Origin of the sequence: Paenibacillus flagellatus, from assembly GCF_003217775.1 — a bacterium.
Classification (GTDB): domain Bacteria; phylum Bacillota; class Bacilli; order Paenibacillales; family NBRC-103111; genus Paenibacillus_AB; species Paenibacillus_AB flagellatus.
Genome location: NZ_QJVJ01000006.1, coordinates 134,291 through 154,758, shown reverse-complemented (window position 1 = coordinate 154,758; position 20,468 = coordinate 134,291). Strand labels below are relative to the sequence as shown.

General features: G+C 58.9%; 13 protein-coding genes. 12 read left to right on the top strand and 1 reads right to left on the bottom strand.

Going from position 1 to position 20,468, the window contains the following annotated elements; genetic code table 11:
• The first annotated feature begins 189 nt into the window (after nucleotides 1-189).
• From DLM86_RS14880 to DLM86_RS14850, 7 genes are read left to right on the top strand one after another with little or no spacing between them, the layout of a single operon-like run.
• Nucleotides 190-2,376 (top strand): NAD-dependent epimerase/dehydratase family protein, encoded by a 2,187-nt coding sequence (locus tag DLM86_RS14880; RefSeq protein WP_110840824.1) that lies wholly within the window; start codon nucleotides 190-192, stop codon nucleotides 2,374-2,376.
• On the top strand, nucleotides 2,369-3,271 hold the full coding sequence (locus DLM86_RS14875; RefSeq protein ID WP_146250216.1) for a hypothetical protein: 903 nt from the start codon (nucleotides 2,369-2,371) through the stop codon (nucleotides 3,269-3,271). The genes DLM86_RS14880 and DLM86_RS14875 overlap by 8 nt, the downstream gene beginning before the upstream one ends.
• Nucleotide 3,272: 1 nt before the next feature.
• Nucleotides 3,273-5,105: a DUF2194 domain-containing protein gene (locus DLM86_RS14870; RefSeq protein ID WP_110840822.1), complete on the top strand. Its 1,833-nt coding sequence runs from the start codon at nucleotides 3,273-3,275 to the stop codon at nucleotides 5,103-5,105.
• Between the two features lie 5 nt (nucleotides 5,106-5,110).
• The gene (pelF, locus tag DLM86_RS14865) at nucleotides 5,111-6,556 is read left to right on the top strand and encodes a GT4 family glycosyltransferase PelF (RefSeq protein WP_110841053.1); all 1,446 of its coding nucleotides are present in this window, start codon (nucleotides 5,111-5,113) and stop codon (nucleotides 6,554-6,556) included.
• A complete protein-coding gene (gene pelG, locus DLM86_RS14860) occupies nucleotides 6,532-9,669 on the top strand; it encodes an exopolysaccharide Pel transporter PelG (protein ID WP_110840821.1) in 3,138 nt (1,045 codons plus the stop codon). The genes pelF and pelG overlap by 25 nt, the downstream gene beginning before the upstream one ends.
• Before the next feature lie 2 nt (nucleotides 9,670-9,671).
• The gene (locus DLM86_RS14855; RefSeq protein ID WP_110840820.1) at nucleotides 9,672-10,385 is read left to right on the top strand and encodes a polyphosphate polymerase domain-containing protein; all 714 of its coding nucleotides are present in this window, start codon (nucleotides 9,672-9,674) and stop codon (nucleotides 10,383-10,385) included.
• A gap of 31 nt (nucleotides 10,386-10,416) precedes the next feature.
• On the top strand, nucleotides 10,417-11,097 hold the full coding sequence (locus DLM86_RS14850) for a DUF4956 domain-containing protein (RefSeq protein ID WP_110840819.1): 681 nt from the start codon (nucleotides 10,417-10,419) through the stop codon (nucleotides 11,095-11,097).
• Between the two features lies 1 nt (nucleotide 11,098).
• On the opposite strand, the gene DLM86_RS14845 is transcribed toward DLM86_RS14850, so the two are convergent.
• Nucleotides 11,099-12,085, bottom strand: a complete 987-nt coding sequence (locus DLM86_RS14845) for a copper amine oxidase N-terminal domain-containing protein (protein WP_110840818.1) — start codon at nucleotides 12,083-12,085, stop codon at nucleotides 11,099-11,101.
• Between the two features lie 439 nt (nucleotides 12,086-12,524).
• Here DLM86_RS14845 and DLM86_RS14840 point away from each other — a divergent pair, with 439 nt between their 5' ends.
• From DLM86_RS14840 to DLM86_RS14820, 5 genes are all read left to right on the top strand, one after another.
• On the top strand, nucleotides 12,525-15,995 hold the full coding sequence (locus tag DLM86_RS14840; protein ID WP_110840817.1) for a heparinase II/III family protein: 3,471 nt from the start codon (nucleotides 12,525-12,527) through the stop codon (nucleotides 15,993-15,995).
• 108 nt (nucleotides 15,996-16,103) lie between these two features.
• Complete coding sequence (locus tag DLM86_RS14835) at nucleotides 16,104-16,670, top strand: glycerol-3-phosphate responsive antiterminator (protein ID WP_110840816.1); 567 nt, start codon at nucleotides 16,104-16,106, stop codon at nucleotides 16,668-16,670.
• Nucleotides 16,671-16,925: 255 nt separating this feature from the next.
• Complete coding sequence (locus DLM86_RS14830; protein WP_245954626.1) at nucleotides 16,926-17,792, top strand: ABC transporter permease; 867 nt, start codon at nucleotides 16,926-16,928, stop codon at nucleotides 17,790-17,792.
• A 14-nt stretch (nucleotides 17,793-17,806) separates the two neighbouring features.
• Complete coding sequence (locus DLM86_RS14825; protein ID WP_110840815.1) at nucleotides 17,807-18,691, top strand: carbohydrate ABC transporter permease; 885 nt, start codon at nucleotides 17,807-17,809, stop codon at nucleotides 18,689-18,691.
• 63 nt (nucleotides 18,692-18,754) lie between these two features.
• Nucleotides 18,755-20,401 (top strand): extracellular solute-binding protein, encoded by a 1,647-nt coding sequence (locus DLM86_RS14820; RefSeq protein ID WP_110840814.1) that lies wholly within the window; start codon nucleotides 18,755-18,757, stop codon nucleotides 20,399-20,401.
• The last annotated feature ends 67 nt before the right edge of the window (nucleotides 20,402-20,468 follow it).

Genomic DNA, 20,468 nt, shown 5'->3' with positions numbered 1-20,468 from the left:
GTCCTTTCCAATCTCGTCACATTCAGCATTGTATGTTAAATTATATATCGGTCCCTCGCAAAATTCTATTTTATTCGACAAAAACCGTGTTGATTTTGTTTAGATTTTGTATAGACCTCTATCATATTATATCGAAATCATCCGAATTCGGAATTAGATGGAAACCACCTTTAGGAATGAGGGAACGCAATGCGAGTTTTGGTAACGGGCGGCTACGGGTTTATCGGTTCGTTTGTGGCCGAGCGTTTTTATAAAGAAGGCTACGAAGTGTCCATCATCGACAGCTTGGCGACCGGAAGCAGACAAAACGTTACGTTCAAGCATAAAAGCTATACGCATAACGTCGAGGACCGCAAATGCGAGGAAATCTTCCGCAGCTCCCGGTTCGATATCGTCGTGCATTTGGCCGCACAAGTCAACGTAGGCACTTCCGTCGACGATCCGCGCCTCGATACGAAGTCGAACGTCCTCGGATTGTCGAACATTTTGTCGCTGTCGCAAAAGTACGGCGTCAAGAAGCTGATCTTCGCTTCCTCGGCGGCGGTCTACGGCGAAAACAGCCGGATGCCGCTGACGGAAGAAGACGATTGCGAGCCGATCTCGCCGTACGGGCTGAACAAGTGGATCGGGGAAACGTACTGCCGGAAGTGGCATGAAATTTACGGCTTGGAAACGATCTGCTTCCGCTTCTCCAACGTCTACGGCCCCCGCCAAGGCAACGGGGGGGAGGGCGGCGTCGTATCCATTTTTACCGAAAGAGCCCTCTCGGCGAAGGAATTGATCATATACGGAGACGGCGGCCAAACCCGCGATTTCATCTATGTGGAGGATGTCGCCGACGCGATATACCGGGCCTCTTATTCGTATTTGACCGGCGTATACAACTTGTCCAGCAATACCGAAACGAGCGTGAACGACTTGGTCGACACGATCCGTTCGCTTCACGGAGACGTGCGCACCGCGTATCGGGACGGCCGCCCCGGCGACATTTACCGCTCCAGGCTCGACAACGCGAAAATTCGAAGAGACCTCGACTGGGCGCCGAAGTATTCGATTCAGGAAGGGCTTCGCAAGACGTTCGACTGGTTTGCCGCCAACCGTTCGCCGGAGCCGGCCGAGAAGAAGGCTCCCCGGATCGCTTCTTCGCCGGCGGGCAAGTGGGCCAAGGCGACGAAGCCGTTCGTCGAAAACGTGCTGGCGTTCGGCGTGACCGCTTGGATGACGCTGTCGCTTCGGGATTCGATGTACGATCTGATCGATATCCGGCTCATTTATATTATTGTGCTCGGCATTATATACGGGAACCGGCAGTCGATTACCGCGGTGGCGCTCTCCGTCCTGCTCTACGTCTATGAGCAGCTGGACAGCGGGCGCGAGCTCATTTCGCTGCTACAAGACTCCGACTTTTATTTCTATACCGCGATCTATTTGTTCGTCGGCCTGGTGGTGGGCTATGCGATCGATATGAAAAATGCGGCCGTGCAGTCCATCCGAGCGCAGAAGGAAGCGCTGGAAGAAAAATATGCGTTCCTGACCGACGTTTACAACGATACGCGCGAAGTCAAGGAGCAGCTCCAGCATCAAGTGATGAACAGCGCCGACAGCTTCGGAAAAATACACGCCGTAACGAAGGAATTGGAAAGTTTGGAGCCCGAAAAAATATTCGCGTCGACCGTCGGCGTGCTCGAGTCGGTCATGCGGGCGGAAGTCGTCGCGATTTACAGCGTCAACAAATACAAAACGTATTTGCGGCTCATGTCCCGGTCGGACGCCGGCGGCAGCGAGATGGCCAAATCGATCCGGGTGGAGGAAGTCCCTTACGTCCGCCAAGTCGTGCTCGAGAAGAAGCTGTTCGTGAACAAGGAGCTTCAGGAAGACGCCCCGCTGATGGCCGCGCCCGTCATAAGCAACGGCGAAGTGGTCGCCGTCATCGCGCTGAGCGGCATGAAGTTCGAGCATTTCACGCTGTATCATCAAAACGTGTTCAAAATTACGGTCGATCTGATCTCCTCCTCGTTCTCCCGGGCGCTGGCGTTCGTGGAGGCGACGGTGAACCAGCGATATATCGAAGGAACGCCGGTGCTCAAGCCGGAAGTGTTCGAAAGCATATTGGAAGCCAAGCAAACCGCGAAGTCGAATCACGGCATCGATTACGTGCTGCTCGAGGTGGAGGCCGGCCCCTTCGCGGCGCAGTCGCTCCCCGCGCGGATCGCGCAAATGCTTCGCGAAACCGACTATATCGGCATCGGAAAGGACGGGAAATTGATGGTGCTGCTCAGCAATTCGAGCGCGGAGGACGCTTCCCGCGTCCTCGAGCGATTCAAGGAGAACGGAATAACGGTGCACGCGGCGGAAGAGGATGTTCATTATGTTTGAGCTGATCTACTTGCTGTATGTCCTGCTATGCGGCGTCTTGTTGGGCGTTTTCCACCGAAAGGATAAACGGGAATGGTGGATCCGCTTCGCGTTTGCGACCGCCTTGCCGGTCATCGGGTTCGCGCTGCCCGTCTTTTGGCCGAAAGGCGCGCACCGGCGGGACGAAGAGGTGGCGGCCGCGGCCGAATCGGACAAGTTCGATCTGTTCAGCTTCGAGCTTCCCGAGCCGACCCGCTCGCTCCCCAAGCCGGACACGGAAAAAGAAATCAATCTCGTCCCCTTGGAGGAAGCGCTGCTCGTCAACGATTTTTCCACCAGGCGGAAAATGATGATCGACCTGCTGAAGCAGGACGCCTTGTCCTATATGGGAATCATTCAAAGCGCAGTCAGCAACGACGATACGGAGACGTCCCACTACGCCGTCAGCGCCATTATGGAAGTGAAGCGCAAGCTGACGCTGAAGCTTCAAGAGCTGTCGGTCCGCTACGAGAACGACAAGGACGACCCGTATTTGCTTCGCACGTACGCGGACGTTCTGGCGGCTTATATGAACAGCGGCTTCCTCGACGACAGGACGCTCATGAAGCACCGGTACACGTATTCCGGCCTGCTGGACCGGCTGCTCGAGCTGGCGCCGGAATCGGAGAAGGCGTACGGCGAAAAAATACGCACCGACCTGGCGCTTCGCGAGTATATGGAGGCGGAGCGTACCGCTCAATCGTACTTGCGGCGTTTTCCGAACGCCGAGGACGCCCACATGCTGATGATGGAATTGTACTTCACGATCGGCTCGTACGACAAGCTGAGACATACGCTGGACGGCTTGAAGCGATCGCCGGTGCGTTTGTCGAACGAATCGCTTACCGCCGTGAGGTTCTGGTCGGAAGGGGCTTAGGATGAACGACAAGGTCAGACTGAAACGGAACGTATACATCATTATAGCGGGCGTGCTGCTGCTGACGCTCGGCTTTCAGCTGTCGAAATCGCAGTACGTGCTGCGATTCAGCACGAACGACGCACTGCCTCATTTCGAACGGGTGCAAACGCCAGTTGCGGGGAACGCCGTTTCCTATTCGGGGACGGGCGGCTCCTACTGCATCGCCTTCGACAGCCAGGATCCGTACAGCGTCAAAACGAAAGATCAAGTCGAGCGGACGCTGCAGGAGATGAAGAGGGCGACGAAGACGTCCGACGTGCGGAACGAGACGTTCTCCGCCTCCGGATGCGGCATGATCGTCGTGGCGACGGAGCAGCTCGAGCTGCTCGGAGCCGCGAGCCTGCTGCCGGACTTTGCCGAACAGGGCGGATACGTCTTTATCGCGACCCATCCCGCCCCGAACGATACGTTTTACCGCATCTACCACAAGATGGGCATCATGGCGGAGCAGGGAACGGTCGTGACGAAAGGGATCCGGCTCACCTCGAACGTGCTGATCGGGGAAAACGGGCTGGCCATCGATCATCCGCTCATCGACAATACGTCCCTGGCCGTCGAGCTGCACGAGAAAAGCCGCGTGCTGGCGAAGTCGCCCGAAGGGCTGCCGCTGCTGTGGGACTATACGTTCGGAAAAGGCAAATTCATGGTGATGAACGGGACGATGCTGGCGCAAAAAATAAACCGGGGCGTGATCGCCGGCGCGATCAGCATGCTGGAGCCCGATTTCCTATACCCGATTATCAACGCGAAGCTGTTCTATATCGACGATTTCCCCGCACCGCTGCCGAGAGGCGTTCACGACGGCATATACCGGGACTTCCGGCGCGATATCCCGACCTTCTTCAAGGAAATCTGGTGGCCGGACATGCTGTCCGCGGCCAGCCGGTACGACATCAAATTTACGGCCGCGTTGATCGAATCGTACAGCGATCAGGTCGAGCCGCCCTTCGAGCGTCCGGAAGACGCCGATCTGAAGACGCTGCTGACCTACGGTCGGGAATTGATCAAGAGCGGCGGCGAAATCGGCATGCACGGCTTCAATCACCAATCGCTGCATACGAGCCCCGAGGTCGCGGGCGTCTATGGCTACAAGCCGTGGAGCGGCGTGGAAAGCATGACGCAGGCCGTCGAGGAGGCGCGGCGGTTTGCGGCCGAAGTATTCCCGAATTACAAGCTGCTGACGTACGTGCCGCCTTCCAACGTGCTGAGCCCGGAAGGGCGGGAAGCGTTGAAGCGGGGGCTGCCGTCGGTCTCGGTCATCTCCTCCCTTTTCGAGGACGATCTGGACGGCAACGCGTATTCCCAGGAGTTCGAAATCGCCCCCGACGGGATCGTCGAGCTGCCGCGTCTCACTTCCGGGTATACGGAGTCGCCCGACGTCCGTTGGATGATCGCGAACGGCATTACGATGTACGGCGTCTTTTCCCACTTCATTCACCCCGACGATCTGCTCGACGAGCGGCGCGGCGACAACCTCTCGTGGGAGAACCTGTATCGGGAATTTACCGGGATGGTATCGAGACTGGATTCGGCTTACCCGTGGCTGCGGCCGATGACGTCGACCCAAGCGGCCGCCGAGGTGAAAAACCTCGTTTCCGGCGGATTGGAAATCGTGCGGGACGCCGAAACGATACGGGGCAAGATCGATTCGTTTCACGGTCCGCGCCACTTCATCCTGAGATCGTCCCGGCACGTAGCGGCCGCATCCGGCTGCAAGGCGCAAAAGCTGGGCGACGGCGCTTACTTGATAACGGCGGTTAAAGCAGACTTCGAAATTGCGCTGGGAGAATGATGGACATGAAAATTTGCATGATTGCCGAGGGCTCTTACCCGTACGTAACGGGCGGAGTATCGAGCTGGATCCACTCGATCGTCACCCACTTCCCCGAGCACGAATTCGTGATTTATACGATCGGCGCGAACGCCAGCCAGCGAGGCCGGTACAAATATACGCTTCCTCCGAACGTCGTCGAGGTGAAGGAGACGTTTTTGGACGGTGCGGCGGAACAATCGCGGGAGAAGAGCCGATCGGTTCGGCTGACCGGCAAACAGAGGGAAGCGTTCCGTTCGCTGCTTACGAACGAGGGGGGCGTGGACTGGGGAGAGCTGTTCGGCCTGCTGCGGTCGGAGCAATTCCGGGTTCCGGCCGACTTTCTCATGAGCAAGCCGTTTTTTCGCATCGTCGCCGAGCTGTGCGCCGAGAAGTACCAGCAGCTCCCGTTCACCGAGATGGTGTGGGCGGTTCGGTCGATGGTCATGCCGCTTTACTTGGCGCTGCGCCATCCCATCCCGGAGGCCGATCTGTACCACAGCGTCTCGACGGGCTATGCGGGCGTGATCGGCTCGCTGGCCAAGCGCCTATACGGCAAGCCGTTTCTGTTGACCGAGCACGGGATCTATTCGCGCGAAAGGGAAGAAGAGATCATCAAGGCGGACTGGGTGAAAGGCTACTTCAAGGACATGTGGATCGAATACTTTTACCGTCTGTCCGAATGCGCATACGACCATGCCGACCAAGTGATCACCTTGTTTAACCGGAACAAGGAAATCGAAATCGAGCTGGGCTGCGATCCGGACAAAATCCGGATCATCCCGAACGGCGTCAACGACCGGGATTACGAGGAGGTCGCAGGACCGCCCTCCGACGGCTCGCCGAACATCCGCCTCGGCGCGATCGTGCGAATCGTGCCGATCAAGGACATCAAGACGATGATCCACAGCTTCGCGCTCGTCAAGCAGCAAGTCCCCGAGGCGGAGCTGTACATCATGGGGCCCGCCGACGAGGACGAGGAATATTACGACGAATGCGTGCAGCTGATCGAATCGCTGCAGGTGGAAGGGATCGTCCTGACGGGTGGCGTCCGCATCAAAGACTATTTGGGGCGGATGGATATTCTTCTGCTCTCCAGCATAAGCGAAGGAATGCCGCTGGCGGTGCTGGAGGCGATGGCAAGCGCCAAGCCGGTCGTCGCGACCCATGTCGGCAGCTGCCGCGAGCTGCTGTACGGGCTCGACGACGGAATCGGCCCCGCCGGCGTCGTCGTCCCGGTCATGCATTACGACCGGATGGCCGACGAAATCGTCAAGCTGTGCCGCAACCGCCAGCTGCGCGAGCAGATGGGGCGCAACGGTCTGGAGCGCATTCGCAAGCATTATACGTTTCAAGGGTTTATCGAAAGCTACCGGAAGCTTTATGCATCCTACGAGGGGGCGGGACCATGGCGGGCATCGGCTTCGAACTGAAAAAGCTGTTTCGGGATCAAGGGATTTTGAGCCACATGAAGGCTTACGGGTATTCGTCGCTGACGACGGTCGGGCCGATGGTGCTGTGCGTCACGATGATTATCGCGATGCAGCAGCTGATGACGGCGAAGGGCGCTCCGTTTTTGGAGCGGGAGCTGTTTTTGGCGACCGTCGTGTACGGCTTCGTGTTCTCCGTGCTCCTGACCGGAGGAGTGTCCATGCTGCTGACCCGTTTCATATCGGACATGATCTACCAGAAGAAAAACGATTACCTGCTTTCGTCGTTTTACGGAGCGGCGGCGATCTGCCTGCCGATCGGCGCGCTGATCGCCGCGATCTTTTTGAGCGGCGTTCCGGCCGGGGCCGGCTACAAGCTTTCGGCGTTCGTCTTCTTCGAGGAGCTGATCGTCATTTGGCTGCAATCGGTGCTGCTGTCCGCGCTGAAGGATTACAAGCGGATCGTGCGCAACTTTTTGTACGGGGTGGCGATTGCGGTGGCCGGAACGTGGCTCATGCTCGCTTGGACGGGGCTGAAGAGCGCGACGGCCGTCCTGGTCATGATCGACGCCGGCTTTTTCGTCATCGCGCTGCTCTCGGCCCGGCATCTCGCGAGCGTGATGCCGCGGTCGTCGAGCCGGGACTACTTCCGTTTTACGGAGTACTTCCGCAAGTACCCCGCCTTATTTGGGATCGGCACGTTTTTTTACGCAGGGGTGTACGTCCACAGCTTCGTCTATTGGTCGGGACCGACGGGCGTCCGGGTTGCGGAAGCCTACGTCATTTCGCCGTTTTACGATACGCCGGTGTTTTACGCTTACTTGACGATACTGCCGACGCTGGTCACGTTCGTCGTATCGATGGAAACGTCGTTCTACGAAAAATATCGGGACTATTACGCCTTTATTTTGCACGGGGGGACGTATCCGGAAATTCAGCGGGCGAAGCAAAACATGCAGCAAACGCTGATGCAGCAAATCGGCTTCATCATGGAGGTGCAGCTGCTGGCCACCGTCGTATCGATCGCGCTGGGCATCAAGCTGCTGCCCGTCGTCGGATTCACGATGGAGCAGATCGATACGTTCATCATTCTCGTGCTCGGCTATTATTTGTTCATTCACGCTTTTATCGTCATGCTGCTGATGCTGTATTACGACGACAGGAAGGGGGCGCTTGCGATCAGCGGTTTGTTTGTGGTTTTGAATGCCGTTTTCAGTTATTGGACGATGCAGGCGGAAAGCCACGGGCTGGGGCTGGTGCTCGCTTCGTTCGCGGCGCTGGCTTTAGCGCTGGCCCGTCTTCTAACGTACGTGCGCAATATCGATTATTATACGTACTGCGACCAGCCGCTCGGCCCGTCCGCCGGAAAGTCCGGCCCGTCGCTTAACCCTTTCCGGAGACGGAAAGGTGCCAAGGCGGCGGCCGCCGCCACGATGCTGCTCGTGCTGGCCGGGCTGCTGTCCGCGTGCACCGACGAGGCGCCGGAGGAGCGGCAGCCTGCCGGCGCCGTGCCGGCGGTCGCCCAGGAGCCGGCTCCGGCGGCGTCCGAAAGGTTCGTCGAGGACAAAAGACTGTACGAGCGCGATGACGATACGTCGCTCGCCGGCCTGTACGTGACGATTATGCCGAATCAGACCGACGAGAAGCAGTCGATCGACTGGTATCGACTGAATCGGATCAAGGACTGGATGGAAGAAGGGGACATGAGCATCATCATCCAGGAAGGCGCGGCCGACGGCAGCGGGACCGTTCCCGGAACGTTCGGCTACGGCACGACCGAGGCGAACGCGAAGATCAGCCTTCGCGGCAACACGGCCCGTTACGCGCCGCAGCGGTCCTACAAAATCAAGCTGAACGAGCAAGCCGGATTGTGGCGCGATCAGCGCATCTTGAACTTGAACAAGCACTACTACGACTCGTCCCGGATCCGCAACAAGCTCAGCTTCGACTTGTTCGAAACACTGCCGGACATCGCGAGTCTCCGGACGCAGTTCGTCCGGCTGTTCGTGAAGGATTTGTCGGCGGGCGGCAACGGCAATCAGCCGTTCGTCGATTACGGCTTGTATACGCATATCGAAAATCCGAACAAGCAGTTTTTGAAAAACCATTGGCTGGACCCGAACGGGCAGCTGTACAAAGCGGAAATGTTCGAGTTTTTCCGCTACCCCGAATCGTTGAAGTCGCAGTCCGACCCGGGCTACGACAAGCAGGCGTTCGAGAAGGTGCTGGAAATCGAAGGCCGCGAAGATCACGACAAGCTGCTGGCGATGCTCGACGACGTGAACAACCGGGCGATTCCGATCAACGACGTCATCGCGAAGCATTTCGATTTGGACAACTATTTGACTTGGCTCGCGGCCAACATCTTGATGGACAATATGGACACCGCGGCGCACAATTTCTTGCTCTACTCGCCGCTCAACTCGAACAAGTGGTATTTCGTGCCATGGGATTACGACGGCGGCTGGGAGCTGCAGCGCGGGTTGCAAAGCATCAGCCCCTTCGGCAACGGGATCAGCACCTATTGGGGCAACGTGCTGCACAACCGGTTTTTCCACAGCGAAGCGAACGTCCGCCTGCTGCGCGACAAGATCGAAGAGCTGCACAAGACGATAAACAACGAATCCGTCGCGGCGCGGCTGGCTTTGTACAAGCCGGTGCTGGAGCCGTTCCTTGCCCGCGCGCCGGACAAAAACTTTTATCCGATTCAAACGAACAAGCTGGATGACGAGCTCCGCATTATCGCCGAAACGCCGAGCCGCTCGCTCGCCCGCTTCGAGGAAGACGTCCAGAAGCCGAAGCCGATCTTTCTCGGGGATGTGCAGAAAAACGATTCGGGCCAGCACGTGTTCGTCTGGGAGCATTCGTTCGACCTGCAGGGCGACGAGCTGTTCTACGATTGGTCGATCGCCAAGGATCCGCTGTTCACGACGGGCGTCGAGAACCGGACCGGTCTGACCGGCACGCAGACGGTCGTCGATGCGTTGAAGCCGGGAACGTACTACTGGAAAGTGGTCGTGCGGGATCAGAAAGGGAACACGCAAATCGCTTTCGACCAGCATGAGGATGAAGAGGGCAATTTCTATTTCGGGATCAGGCAAATAAAGGTGGAATAGCGATGCAATTTATGGGGAGAAAACTGCGTCACGAACTGAAGTATTACATTCACCCTCACGAATACGTGCAGCTGAGGCAGCGGGTTTCCGCCATGCTGAATCTGGACGGGAATTCGGAGGACAAGGAAGGCTACTCCATTCGCAGCCTGTACTTCGACGGTCCGCACGAGCATTCGCTGTACGACAAAGTGAACGGCATCTTCAGCCGGCAAAAATACCGGATTCGCATCTACAACGGCAGCGACGGCGTCATCAAGCTGGAGCGCAAGAGCAAGTACGGCGACTACATCTGCAAAGAAGCCGCGCCGCTCCACCGCGAGCAGTACGAACGGCTTCTCGCGGGGGAAGGGTCGGTTCTGAAGGACGCGACCGTTCCGCTGCTGAAAGATTTTTATTTCGCCGTCGAGCAGCGCGGATTCCGTCCGGCCGTGATCGTGGATTACACCCGGGAAGCGTATATATACGAGCACGGCGACGTCCGGGTGACGTTCGACAAGAAGCTGGCGGCCGGGATCAATACGCTCGATCTGTTCGATCCCGGGCTGGCTCTTGTCGAAGTGCTGGAGCCCGGGAAAACGATCATGGAGATCAAATTCAACGAATATTTGCCGGAGGCGGTGCGGCAGCTGATGCAGCCGCAGCACCACGCCCGGTCGGCCATTTCGAAATATGTGCTTTGCCGGGAGATCGGCATGCGGCACTATACGTACAAATAACGATAGCCACCATCGAGAAGGAGTTCGTTTCATGGGCGACAATACTAGCTTTCAGGATTTATTCAAGAAGAGCGTGCTTCATTTGGAGGCGTTCCGGAATATTTCCTATATCGACATCATCATCGGACTGATCGTTTCGTTTCTGGCCGGCCTGTTCATCTACTACGTGTACAGCAAAACGTTTCGCGGCGTCGTCTACAGCTACAACTACAACGTCACCTTCGTCCTGATGACGATGATCACGACGCTCATCATCATGACGATCAGCACGAATATCGTGCTGTCGCTCGGGATGGTCGGAGCGCTCAGTATCGTCCGGTATCGGACGGCGGTCAAGGACCCGCTGGACACGGTCTACATGTTCTGGGCCGTATCCGCGGGCATCGCCACGGGCGCGAAGCTGTACCCGGTTACGATCATCGGCTCGCTGGCCGTAGGCTTGGCGCTGTTCTGGCTTTCGCGGAGAAAAGTGCGGGGGCAGCCGTACTTGCTGGTCATCCGGCATAACGAATCGGCGACGGAAGACGTCCGCACCTTTCTTCGCAAAATGAACTACCAGCTGAAATCGAAAACGGTGCGCAAAGATTTCACCGAGCTGACGCTGGAGATGCGGCTTCGGGACGACAATACGGCGTTCGTGAACGAGCTTTCGGCGCTGAACGGCGTCCTGGACGTCGCCTTGATCAATTATTCCGGCGACTACGCGCAATAACTTATTGGGGAGAGGCGATCTGGATAGTCCGGGTCGCCTCTTCCCATATGATCGTCTCGCCAAGCGCTTCGCCGACGAACCGCAGCGGCACGAACGTCGTGTCGTCGATCAGCAGCGGCGGATGCTCCAGCGGGACGGTTTTGCCGTCGACCGTCGCCCCCGGCCGGCCGATGGCCAAGCGCACTGCGCGCTCTCCCTTAATGGTGACGGACTGGTCTTCTTCCCCCCAAACGACGGAAGCCTTCAACGTCTCCGCGATCGGGCGCAGCGGCACGTAGGTGACCCCGTCGATGACGGCGGGACGCATCGGGAAAAACGTTTCCCGGCCGTCCATATACAGGCGGGGAGCGTCGGACTTCTCCCTGAGTCCGATCAAGCCGAGTGCCGGCGAGGCGCATGCCGAGTCGCCGGACGGGGCGACGACACACTTCGGCCGGTCCCCGATTCCGTCCAGCCTCAGCACGAATCGTTCTTCCCCGGAAGCGGTCAACGAATACCAGTTCGAGGCGTCGTCCTGAAAGTAGAGGTTGGACCGCGCATCGGTTTGCCGTGTTTGCGGCAGCACGCTCCGGCCCTCCGGAAGCGTATACGTCCAGCCGCCGCCCGCGGCTTCGCTGCGCACGGCGTTGCCGTCGAAGACGAGGGGGGACGGGGCGTCCGGGAGATCGGATGCCGGCTTCGCGTCCTGCCCCGGATCGGGCGTCCGGGCGCCGGAGGGCAGCACGGCGTACGTCCGCCCGCCGCTGCGATAGCGGAACGTGCCGTCATCCGTCCGCTGCAGCAGCTCCGGCGACGGTTCCGCCAGCCGCCAGGCGACCTTGAACCGGTCCGCGCCCCGAAGCGACGCTTCTACCGGCTCGGCCGAGGAGGCGGAGCGAAATTGCAAGAGCTGGACGGGGTCGGTCGATGGTTCCCCGGCGGCGGCCGCCGTTGCCGTAAAAAAGCCGAGCAGCATCGGTACCGCGCTGATCATGTTCGTCACTCGCATCGTAAACCATCCCTTTTCCGTTATCGGCCTATATGGCTATGAAACTAGTATAGCAAGGGAACGCCAAATGACAATATGACAGGTACCGGAAGCGACGAAGAAGCCAGCGTGCGGGCAGGGCGGCGCCAAGCGGCCGGGAACGCGCTTTTTTTGCATTTGGGCGCATTTGTCCAAGCGGCGTACCGTTTTGTCCATTCCATTCGGACGAACGAATGCCGTACGATGAAACCATCCCCGCAAATGTAAGCGCATTCTTGGCAAGTCGGACTAGCCGGCGGTACCGGCGGACCGAACCGGGGAAGTCCGATCCGGAAAGGAGGCGAGGGCGCGACCCTTACGAGAGCCGCACGACGTTGTCGTCGAACGTCCTTTTTGCCGACCCGAACCGTTTCGACGAAACCCGCAACAATCCATTCCCAAACCAAGCGAGGTGTCACTTATGAACGAATCCGTTCGACTCGACCGATCCCGATCCGGTCCGCTCCGCCCGCCGCACGCCGTCCGGCTGGCGCTTGCCTTCGCGGCCGCGCTGTTCGTCCTGCTGACCGCCGCGGCCGCGACGGGCCACGCTTATACCGATACGAGCAATATGACGGACGCCGCTTTCTTCGACAAGCTCGATCTTGACGCCCCCGGGCTCGCGACGGTGAAGACGCACGTGCAGAACGGCGATTACGCCGCGGCGAAGGCGAGCCTGCTTGCCTACTACCGGTCCCGGACGTCCCCCGTCCACTTCGACGTCGGCACGACGCCCGTCACGTCGCCGATGAGCTCGACCGCGGACGAGCTGGCCGACTATACGTTCAAGTTTACGGACGGACAGGTGCGGGACTTCAACGGCAATATCGATTGGGCGTACCATTGGAACCCGGGCGATCCGACCCAGTTCGGCGGTCCGCACTACTACATCATGGATTTCATGATGAACGCCATTCTTGCGCCGTCTTACAACGCGCTCCCCGCAGCCGATCCGCGGCGGACGCAGTATGCCGATACGTGGATGAAGTTCACGCTCGAATATGTGGCGGACGAGGGCAACTCGCTCGCGTTCGGCACGGACAACAACCAGCTCGATATGGCGAAGCGGGTGGCCAACTGGATCAGCGCCTATACCGTGTTCAAAAACGACGCGGTCGTCGATGCGAACGGCCATACCGCCTTCCTGAAGCATATGTGGCAAATGGCGGACATGCTGTACGACGGCATCGAAGGGACGAGCGGCAACAATTGGTACATGAGCTTGGCGTGGTCGATTTACTCGGCCGGCGTCTATTTCCCCGAGTTCAAGGATGCGGAAAACTGGCGCATGCGCGGGGAAGGGGCGACGTACAAATATATGCGCAAAAACGTCAAGGGCGACGGGATGAACGTCGAGCCGACGGAAAACTACCACCTGTACTCGCTGTCGCTTGCGAACCGGCTCCAGAAGCTCGGCGCCATGAACGGCTATTCCGTGCTCGGCGACCTGCAGGAGGTGCTGGAGCGCGGCGGCGAAGCGCTCATGGACTTGACGCTGCCGAACTTCGAGGTGCCGATGATCGGCGACACGTCGGACAAAAGCTTGGGCACCGGGTCGGTTCTGAACGACTACGCGACCTATTACGGCAGAACCGATTTTCAATATGTAGGGACGAAGGGAGCGCAAGGAACGGTGCCGTCCAACCTGTCCGTCCTGTACCCGAACAGCTTCGCCGTCATGCGGTCGGGCTGGGGGGCGAACGACGCCTACATGATGATCGAGAATCAGGACACCGACTATACCGGCTCCCATAACCATCCGGACGATTTGAGTCTCATGATGTACGCGTTGGGCAAACGGCTCATCGTCGATCCGGGGGTGAACAACTATTTGGACATCCCGTCGAGCAACTGGCTGCGCAAGACGACGAAAGCGCACAATACGGTCGAGCCGAACGGCAACACCCAGAGCAACCTCGACCGCCGGCACATCAAATGGTACTCGAACGGCGGCTTCGATTTTTACCACGGACAGCACAGCGACTACGCGCCGATCGTTCACGAGCGGAAAATCTTTTTCGCGAAGCCCGATTTCTGGATCGTCTCCGATCGGATGACCGGCAGCTCGATCGCGAACGCGTACAAGCAGTATTGGCATTTCATGCCGACGTCCGTGACGCTCGACGGCGCGACGAAGCGGGCGTCGACGAGCTTCGCCGGCGAAGCGAACGTCAAAATCGTACCGGCCGATCCCGGCTCGACGACCGCCACCGTGCATACGGACGGGTATTATTCCGACGCCGCCGGCGTCGTCCAGAGCGGCGTAAGCTACTTGTCCTACGGCAAGACGGCGACCGGAAGCGCTACGTTCGACACGGTGCTGTTCCCGCAGGCGCCCGGACAAAATCGCAACCCGACGGTCGCGCGGCTGGCGACGGGGGCGGCGTCCACCGTGGCGACGGCGCTCAAAATCGAGCACGACGCCGGCAACGGCGGCAACGTCTCGTATTATTACTTGTCCCACGAGACGGCGCCGGCGACCCGAAGCTTCGACGCCTTCACGACCGACGGCGAGGTCGCCTACGTCGAGAAAACGCCGGCTGGCGCGCTCCGGTCGGCGTCCATCGCCCGGGGGACGTCGCTCAAGGACGGCACGACGAGCTTGATCGCCGCGACGGCGACGGTGCACCATTTGTCCGTCCGCTACGACGGACCGACGCTGGAGCTGTATTCGAGCGACGTGCTCGCGCCGACGGTTACGATCTACGCGCCCGGCGTCACTGCGGTGAAGCTGAACGGCAGCGCCATCGCGTTCGCGCCGTCGGGCGGCTTCGTAACGGTGGGCGGTCAGTCTAGCCCGTCGGCCGGAACGCCCGTGCTGAACGATTCGTTCGACGTGGCCGGCTTGACGAGCGAGACGCGAGACTTCGAGAACGGCTCCGCGGCGGGACTGGAGCCGAAGGCCGGGACGTGGAGCGTGGACACGCAGGGAACGTCCAAGGTATACCGCCAATCGGCGAGCAGCCAGACGAGTGCGGCGGCCGTAACGGTGAGCAAGTGGACCGACGCGCTCGTGGAGGCGAAGGTAACGACGCTGGCGTCGAACGGCTCCTACAACGGCGTAGGCCTGTATGCCCGCTACCAAGACCCGGCGAACAACTACCATTTCCAATATTATACGAACGGCGGCTCCCCGCAGCTGGTTATCACGAAAAACTTCAACGGCACGAGCACGAATCTGGCGAGCGTCCCCTATACGATGAGCCACAATACGACGTATACGCTGAAGGCGATCGCAAGCGGCAACGTGCTCAAGTTTTACGTCAATAACGTGCTGCAGCTCACCGCCTACGATACCGACATCCTGATCGGTCGCGCCGGACTCGGCACCCATCGCCGCGACGCTTATTTCGACGACATGAAGGTGACGGAGATCGTGGACGGCGATCGGTGGGATATCGGCAAAGGGCATTTCCTGATCAACAACTTCGAGCTGTACAGCGACAGCTTGAACGAGACGAGCTCGGAAATCCGCACGCGCAGCCAGAACGATTGGAGCGATACGATCGGGGAGGCGAAGGTAAAGGTCGTCGCTTGGGGAACGGCGCCGGGCCGTGCCGGCATCGTCGCCCGCTCGCTCGGCGGCAACGACGGCTACCGGTTCGTCGCGTACAACGACGGCTCCGCGCGCAAGCTGCGCATCGAGAAGGTGGTGGACGGACAAGCGGCGGAGGCGGCGCCGGTCGTGCTCGCGGAAAAGCCGTATACGTTCAACGCCGGCACGTCTTATACGTTCCGCGCGGTCGCCGACGGAGGGATGCTGAAATTTTACGTGAACGGTACGGAGGAGCTTGCCGCGTACGATACGCTGCTTAGCAAAGGAGGCTTCGGGCTGCACGCCTCGAAGGCGCAGATTCGCTTCGACGACGTATCCGTCCAGCTGATTCCGTGAATGTGCTTTACAAAATCTTAACCCCCAGTTGACGCGATCTTAATCATTCGGCGGTAAGCTTACTTCAGAAGACATTCCAATACGCAGACATCAAGAGGATACCGACAAATGGACAAGACCGCCTATTCGATCGATCGCATGATCGCATCGGTTACGAACGAACGAAGTCTCGATTCGGCGCTCGCCAGCGGCGTGCGCCGGATCAATCTGGTCTCGGGCGGCATCGACCGCCTGCAGACGATCGTCAGACGCGTCCGCGAGACGGACAAGCGGCTGTTCGTCCATATCGAGATGGTCGAGGGCATCGGCCGGGACGCCGCCTTTATCCGCTATATGGCCGAGACGTTCCGTCCCGACGGGATCATCACGACGAAGAGCGGCATCGTGCAGGCCGCCAAGCAAGCCGGCTTGATCGCCGTCCAGCGCGTATTCGCGATCGATACCGTCGCGCTCGATACGGCGCTGCGGACGGTTGCGGCTAGCCGTCCGGACGAGGTCGAGCTGATGCCGGGGCTTCTCCCGCGCATCGTCCGCCACGTGAAGGACCGGATCGACTCCCCGCTCATTGTCGGCGGGTTGATCCGCCGCCGCGAGGAAGCGCAGGAAGCGTTCGCGATGGGGGCGGACTACGTGTCGGTCAGCGACGAATCGCTGTGGCACCCTTCAATCGAATAATCAATCGGGTGGAGACGACGAGAAAACCCGAAAGAAAAGCGGCCCCTTTCCGGCGCGTACAGCCGGAGAAGCGCTTCTTTGCTTTCGGCTCTCGATCGTTTTCTTTTTCGATTTTACAATAAATATTGGAAATTAATGATAAAAATGGGGGTTATCCGTTTGGAACAAATCCATGCGCAGCGTATCGTAACGACAACCGGCCGCAAGGCGAAAAGACGGCATGCGGCGGTTCGGGCGCTCCTGCGTCATTGGCAAATGTACGCGCTGATCGCGCCGGTCATGCTGTACTTCGTCGTCTTTCACTATTGGCCGATGTACGGCGTGCAAATCGCGTTCAAAGATTTTATCGCGACGAAAGGCATCGGAGGCAGCCCGTGGGTCGGGTTCAAGCATTTCGAGCGGTTTTTCGACAGCTACTTCTTCTGGCGGCTTGTGAAAAATACGCTCGGCATCAGCTTGCTCGAGCTCGTCGTCGGCTTCCCCGTCCCGATCGTGCTCGCCCTGATGGTCAACGAGGTGCGCTCGAACGGGTTCAAGCGGTTCGTGCAAACCGTAACGTACGCGCCGCACTTCTTGTCCACCGTCGTCGTCGTCGGGATGGTGCTCATGTTCCTGTCGCCGACGAGCGGTCTCGTCAACATGGCCGTCAAGGCGTTCGGCGGGGAGCCGATCTTCTTCATGACGGAGCCCGGCTGGTTCAAGCCGATCTACGTCCTCTCGGGCGTCTGGCAGCAGATGGGCTGGAGCTCGATCATTTATTTGGCCGCGCTGGCGGGCATCGATCCGCAGCTTCACGAGGCGGCCCGGGTGGACGGCGCTTCGCGGCTGCAGCGCATCTGGCACATCAACCTGCCGGGCATCCGGCCGACGATCGTCATCCTGCTCATTCTGAACATCGGAACGCTGATGGGAGTCGGGTTCGAGAAGGTGTTCCTGATGCAAAACTCGCTCAACATGGAAGGCTCCGACGTCATCTCGACCTACGTGTACCGGAGCGGCATATTGGGCGCGCAATACAGCTTCTCGGCGGCGGTCGGCCTGTTCAATTCCGTCATCAATTTCGTCCTGCTCCTGACGGTGAACCGGATCGCGAGAAAAGTGAATCAAGTCAGCTTATGGTAGGAGGTAACCGTCCGATGGAAACGCGCAGCTTGGGAGACAAATGGTTCGAGGCCGTCAATATCGCGCTGCTCGCCATGCTCTCCATAGTCGTCCTATACCCGCTTCTGTTCGTCCTGAGCGCCTCGGTCAGCAATCCGGCGCACGTCCTGAACGGCGACATGTGGCTTTTTCCGAAGGAGCTGACGTGGGCCGGATACGAGAAAGTGTTCGAGAACAAGGAAATCGTATCGAGCTATATCAATACGATCGTCTACACCGTCGTCGGCACGGCGATCAATCTCGTCATGACGGTCATGGCCGCCTATCCGCTGTCCAAGCGCGATTTGCGCGGACGCAACCTGATGATGGCGATTATGGTGTTCACGATGTTTTTCAGCGGGGGACTGATCCCGACCTATATGCTCGTCAAGCAGCTCGGCATGACGAACTCGATCTGGGCGCTCGTCATTCCGAATGCGGTGTCCGTCTGGAACATCATCATTATGCGGACGTTTTTCCAAACCGGCATCCCGAACGAAATTCAAGAGGCGGCCGCCATCGACGGCTGCTCGGATATGCGCATCCTGCGGCAGATCGTGCTGCCGCTGTCGATGCCGATCCTCGCCGTCATGATTTTGTTTTACGGCGTCGGCCATTGGAACGCGTACTTCAACGCGATGATTTATTTGACCGACCGGAGCGACTATCCGCTGCAGCTGATTTTGCGGGAAATTTTGATCCAAGGGCAGATGGAGCAGATGACGAACGCGGGCGACTCGTCGCACGCCAAGACGCTGATGGACGAGGAGCTGATCAAGTACGCCGTCGTCGTCGTGGCGAACTTGCCGATTTTGGCGCTGTACCCGTTCCTGCAAAAGTATTTCGTCAAGGGCGTCATGGTCGGCGCGCTCAAAGGTTGAGGCTATTCGGGGCAGCGCCCTCTTAGCATACAGATATACACATCGGTGGGAGGATGAAACGACATGCAATTCAAGAAATGGACCGCCCTGACGGTTAGCTCCGTCATGGTCGCTACGGCGCTCGCCGGCTGCGGAGCTTCGAACGGGGGACAAGCCGACGGGGGGACGTCGAACAATCAGGGGGACAAAGGGGCAGCGAATTCGAACGTCAACAAGACGGGCATGCCGATCGCGAAGGAGCCGATCGAGCTGACGTTTTTCACGGGGCTTGCGGCGACGAACGGCAGCAACAAGTTCGAGGAGCGGCTCGTCTGGAAAGAGTATGCCGGCATGACGAATATCAAGGTCAACTTCCAGACCGTTCCGTTCGAAAGCTTGACCGAGAAGCGGAACCTGGCGCTCGCCAACGGCGATTACCCGGACGCGCTTTACTCGGCGCGGGTACCGGCGGCCGATCTGATGAAGTACGGCGGCCAAGGGGTGTTCGTCAAGCTGAACGACCTGATCGACCAGTACGCCCCGAACTTGAAAAAGCTGATGGACAAATATCCGGACCTGCGCAAGGCGCTGACGATGCCGGACGGCGGCATCTACTCGTTCCCGTCGTTCTACAGCCCGGAATTTTTGCCGATGCTGATCGGGACGCCGCTCTGGGTGAAGAAGGAATGGCTGGACAAGCTGAACATGAAGGAGCCGCAGACGACCGAGGAGCTGTACAACTATTTGAAGGCGGTCAAGTCGACCGATCTGAACGGCAACGGCCAAGCCGACGAAATTCCGTACAGCGGCACCGGCATCAATCCGCTCATCGAGCAGCTGATGGGGGCATGGGGAGTCGGCACGCGCGGACTCGGCCACAAGTACGTCGACGTCGATCCGAAGACGAACGAGCTTCGTTTCTTCCGTACGACCGACAACTTCAAAGAGCTGCTGCAATATATGAACAAGCTGTACGCGGAAGGGCTCATCGATAAGGACGTCTTCACCCAGACGGGCAACGCGCTGTACGCGAAGGGCGGCAAAGGGCTGCTCGGCGCGACGATCAACCCGAACCCGAAGACGCAGTTCAACGGCGAAGGCTACTTCGGTCTCGGCGCCTTGAAAGGGCCGCACGGCGACCAGCTGTATACGCACATCAAGGTGCCGATGGTATGGCCGGGCGCGTTCGTCATTACGAACAAAAACAAAAACGTCGAAGCGACCGTACGCTGGATGGACCATTTCTACGGCGACGAGGGCGCGACGTTCTACTTCATGGGCAAGGAAGGCGTCAGCTATACGAAGGCGGCCGACGGCAAGCTCGAGTTCGTGGACGAGATCAAGAAAAACCCGAACGGGCTGACGATGGACCAGGCGCTGACGAAATACGTCTCGTGGATGGGCGGCAGCTACCCGGGCTACGTGCAGGAAAAATATTTCAAGGGCTCCGAGACGCTGCCCGAATCGATCGAAGCCGGCAAGAAGGCGCAGCCGCATGCGATCAAGGAGCTGTGGTACAACTTCAACTTCACGGACGAAGAGACGGATTTCATGAAGACGAAAGGGACCGACATCCATACGTTCATCACCGAGATGGAGGCGAAATTCATTACCGGCGCCGCCTCGTTCGGCGAATGGGACAAGTACGTCAACACAGTCAAAAATATGGGCGTGGCCGACTACATGAACGTATACAAGGCGGCCTACGACCGTTACAACAAGAGCAAGTAAGCAAGAGGAGGGCTCCCGCGACGGGGGCCCTTTATGTCGTGCTGCGGAATGACGAAAATATTCCTTG

Coding starts and splice junctions, on each gene's coding strand:
- DLM86_RS14880 (WP_110840824.1), top strand. CDS start 190: ATGCGAGTTTTGGTAACGGGCGGCTACGGGTTTATCGGTTCGTTTGTG.
- DLM86_RS14875 (WP_146250216.1), top strand. CDS start 2,369: ATGTTTGAGCTGATCTACTTGCTGTATGTCCTGCTATGCGGCGTCTTG.
- DLM86_RS14870 (WP_110840822.1), top strand. CDS start 3,273: ATGAACGACAAGGTCAGACTGAAACGGAACGTATACATCATTATAGCG.
- pelF (WP_110841053.1), top strand. CDS start 5,111: ATGAAAATTTGCATGATTGCCGAGGGCTCTTACCCGTACGTAACGGGC.
- pelG (WP_110840821.1), top strand. CDS start 6,532: ATGGCGGGCATCGGCTTCGAACTGAAAAAGCTGTTTCGGGATCAAGGG.
- DLM86_RS14855 (WP_110840820.1), top strand. CDS start 9,672: ATGCAATTTATGGGGAGAAAACTGCGTCACGAACTGAAGTATTACATT.
- DLM86_RS14850 (WP_110840819.1), top strand. CDS start 10,417: ATGGGCGACAATACTAGCTTTCAGGATTTATTCAAGAAGAGCGTGCTT.
- DLM86_RS14845 (WP_110840818.1), bottom strand. CDS start 12,085: ATGCGAGTGACGAACATGATCAGCGCGGTACCGATGCTGCTCGGCTTT.
- DLM86_RS14840 (WP_110840817.1), top strand. CDS start 12,525: ATGAACGAATCCGTTCGACTCGACCGATCCCGATCCGGTCCGCTCCGC.
- DLM86_RS14835 (WP_110840816.1), top strand. CDS start 16,104: ATGGACAAGACCGCCTATTCGATCGATCGCATGATCGCATCGGTTACG.
- DLM86_RS14830 (WP_245954626.1), top strand. CDS start 16,926: ATGTACGCGCTGATCGCGCCGGTCATGCTGTACTTCGTCGTCTTTCAC.
- DLM86_RS14825 (WP_110840815.1), top strand. CDS start 17,807: ATGGAAACGCGCAGCTTGGGAGACAAATGGTTCGAGGCCGTCAATATC.
- DLM86_RS14820 (WP_110840814.1), top strand. CDS start 18,755: ATGCAATTCAAGAAATGGACCGCCCTGACGGTTAGCTCCGTCATGGTC.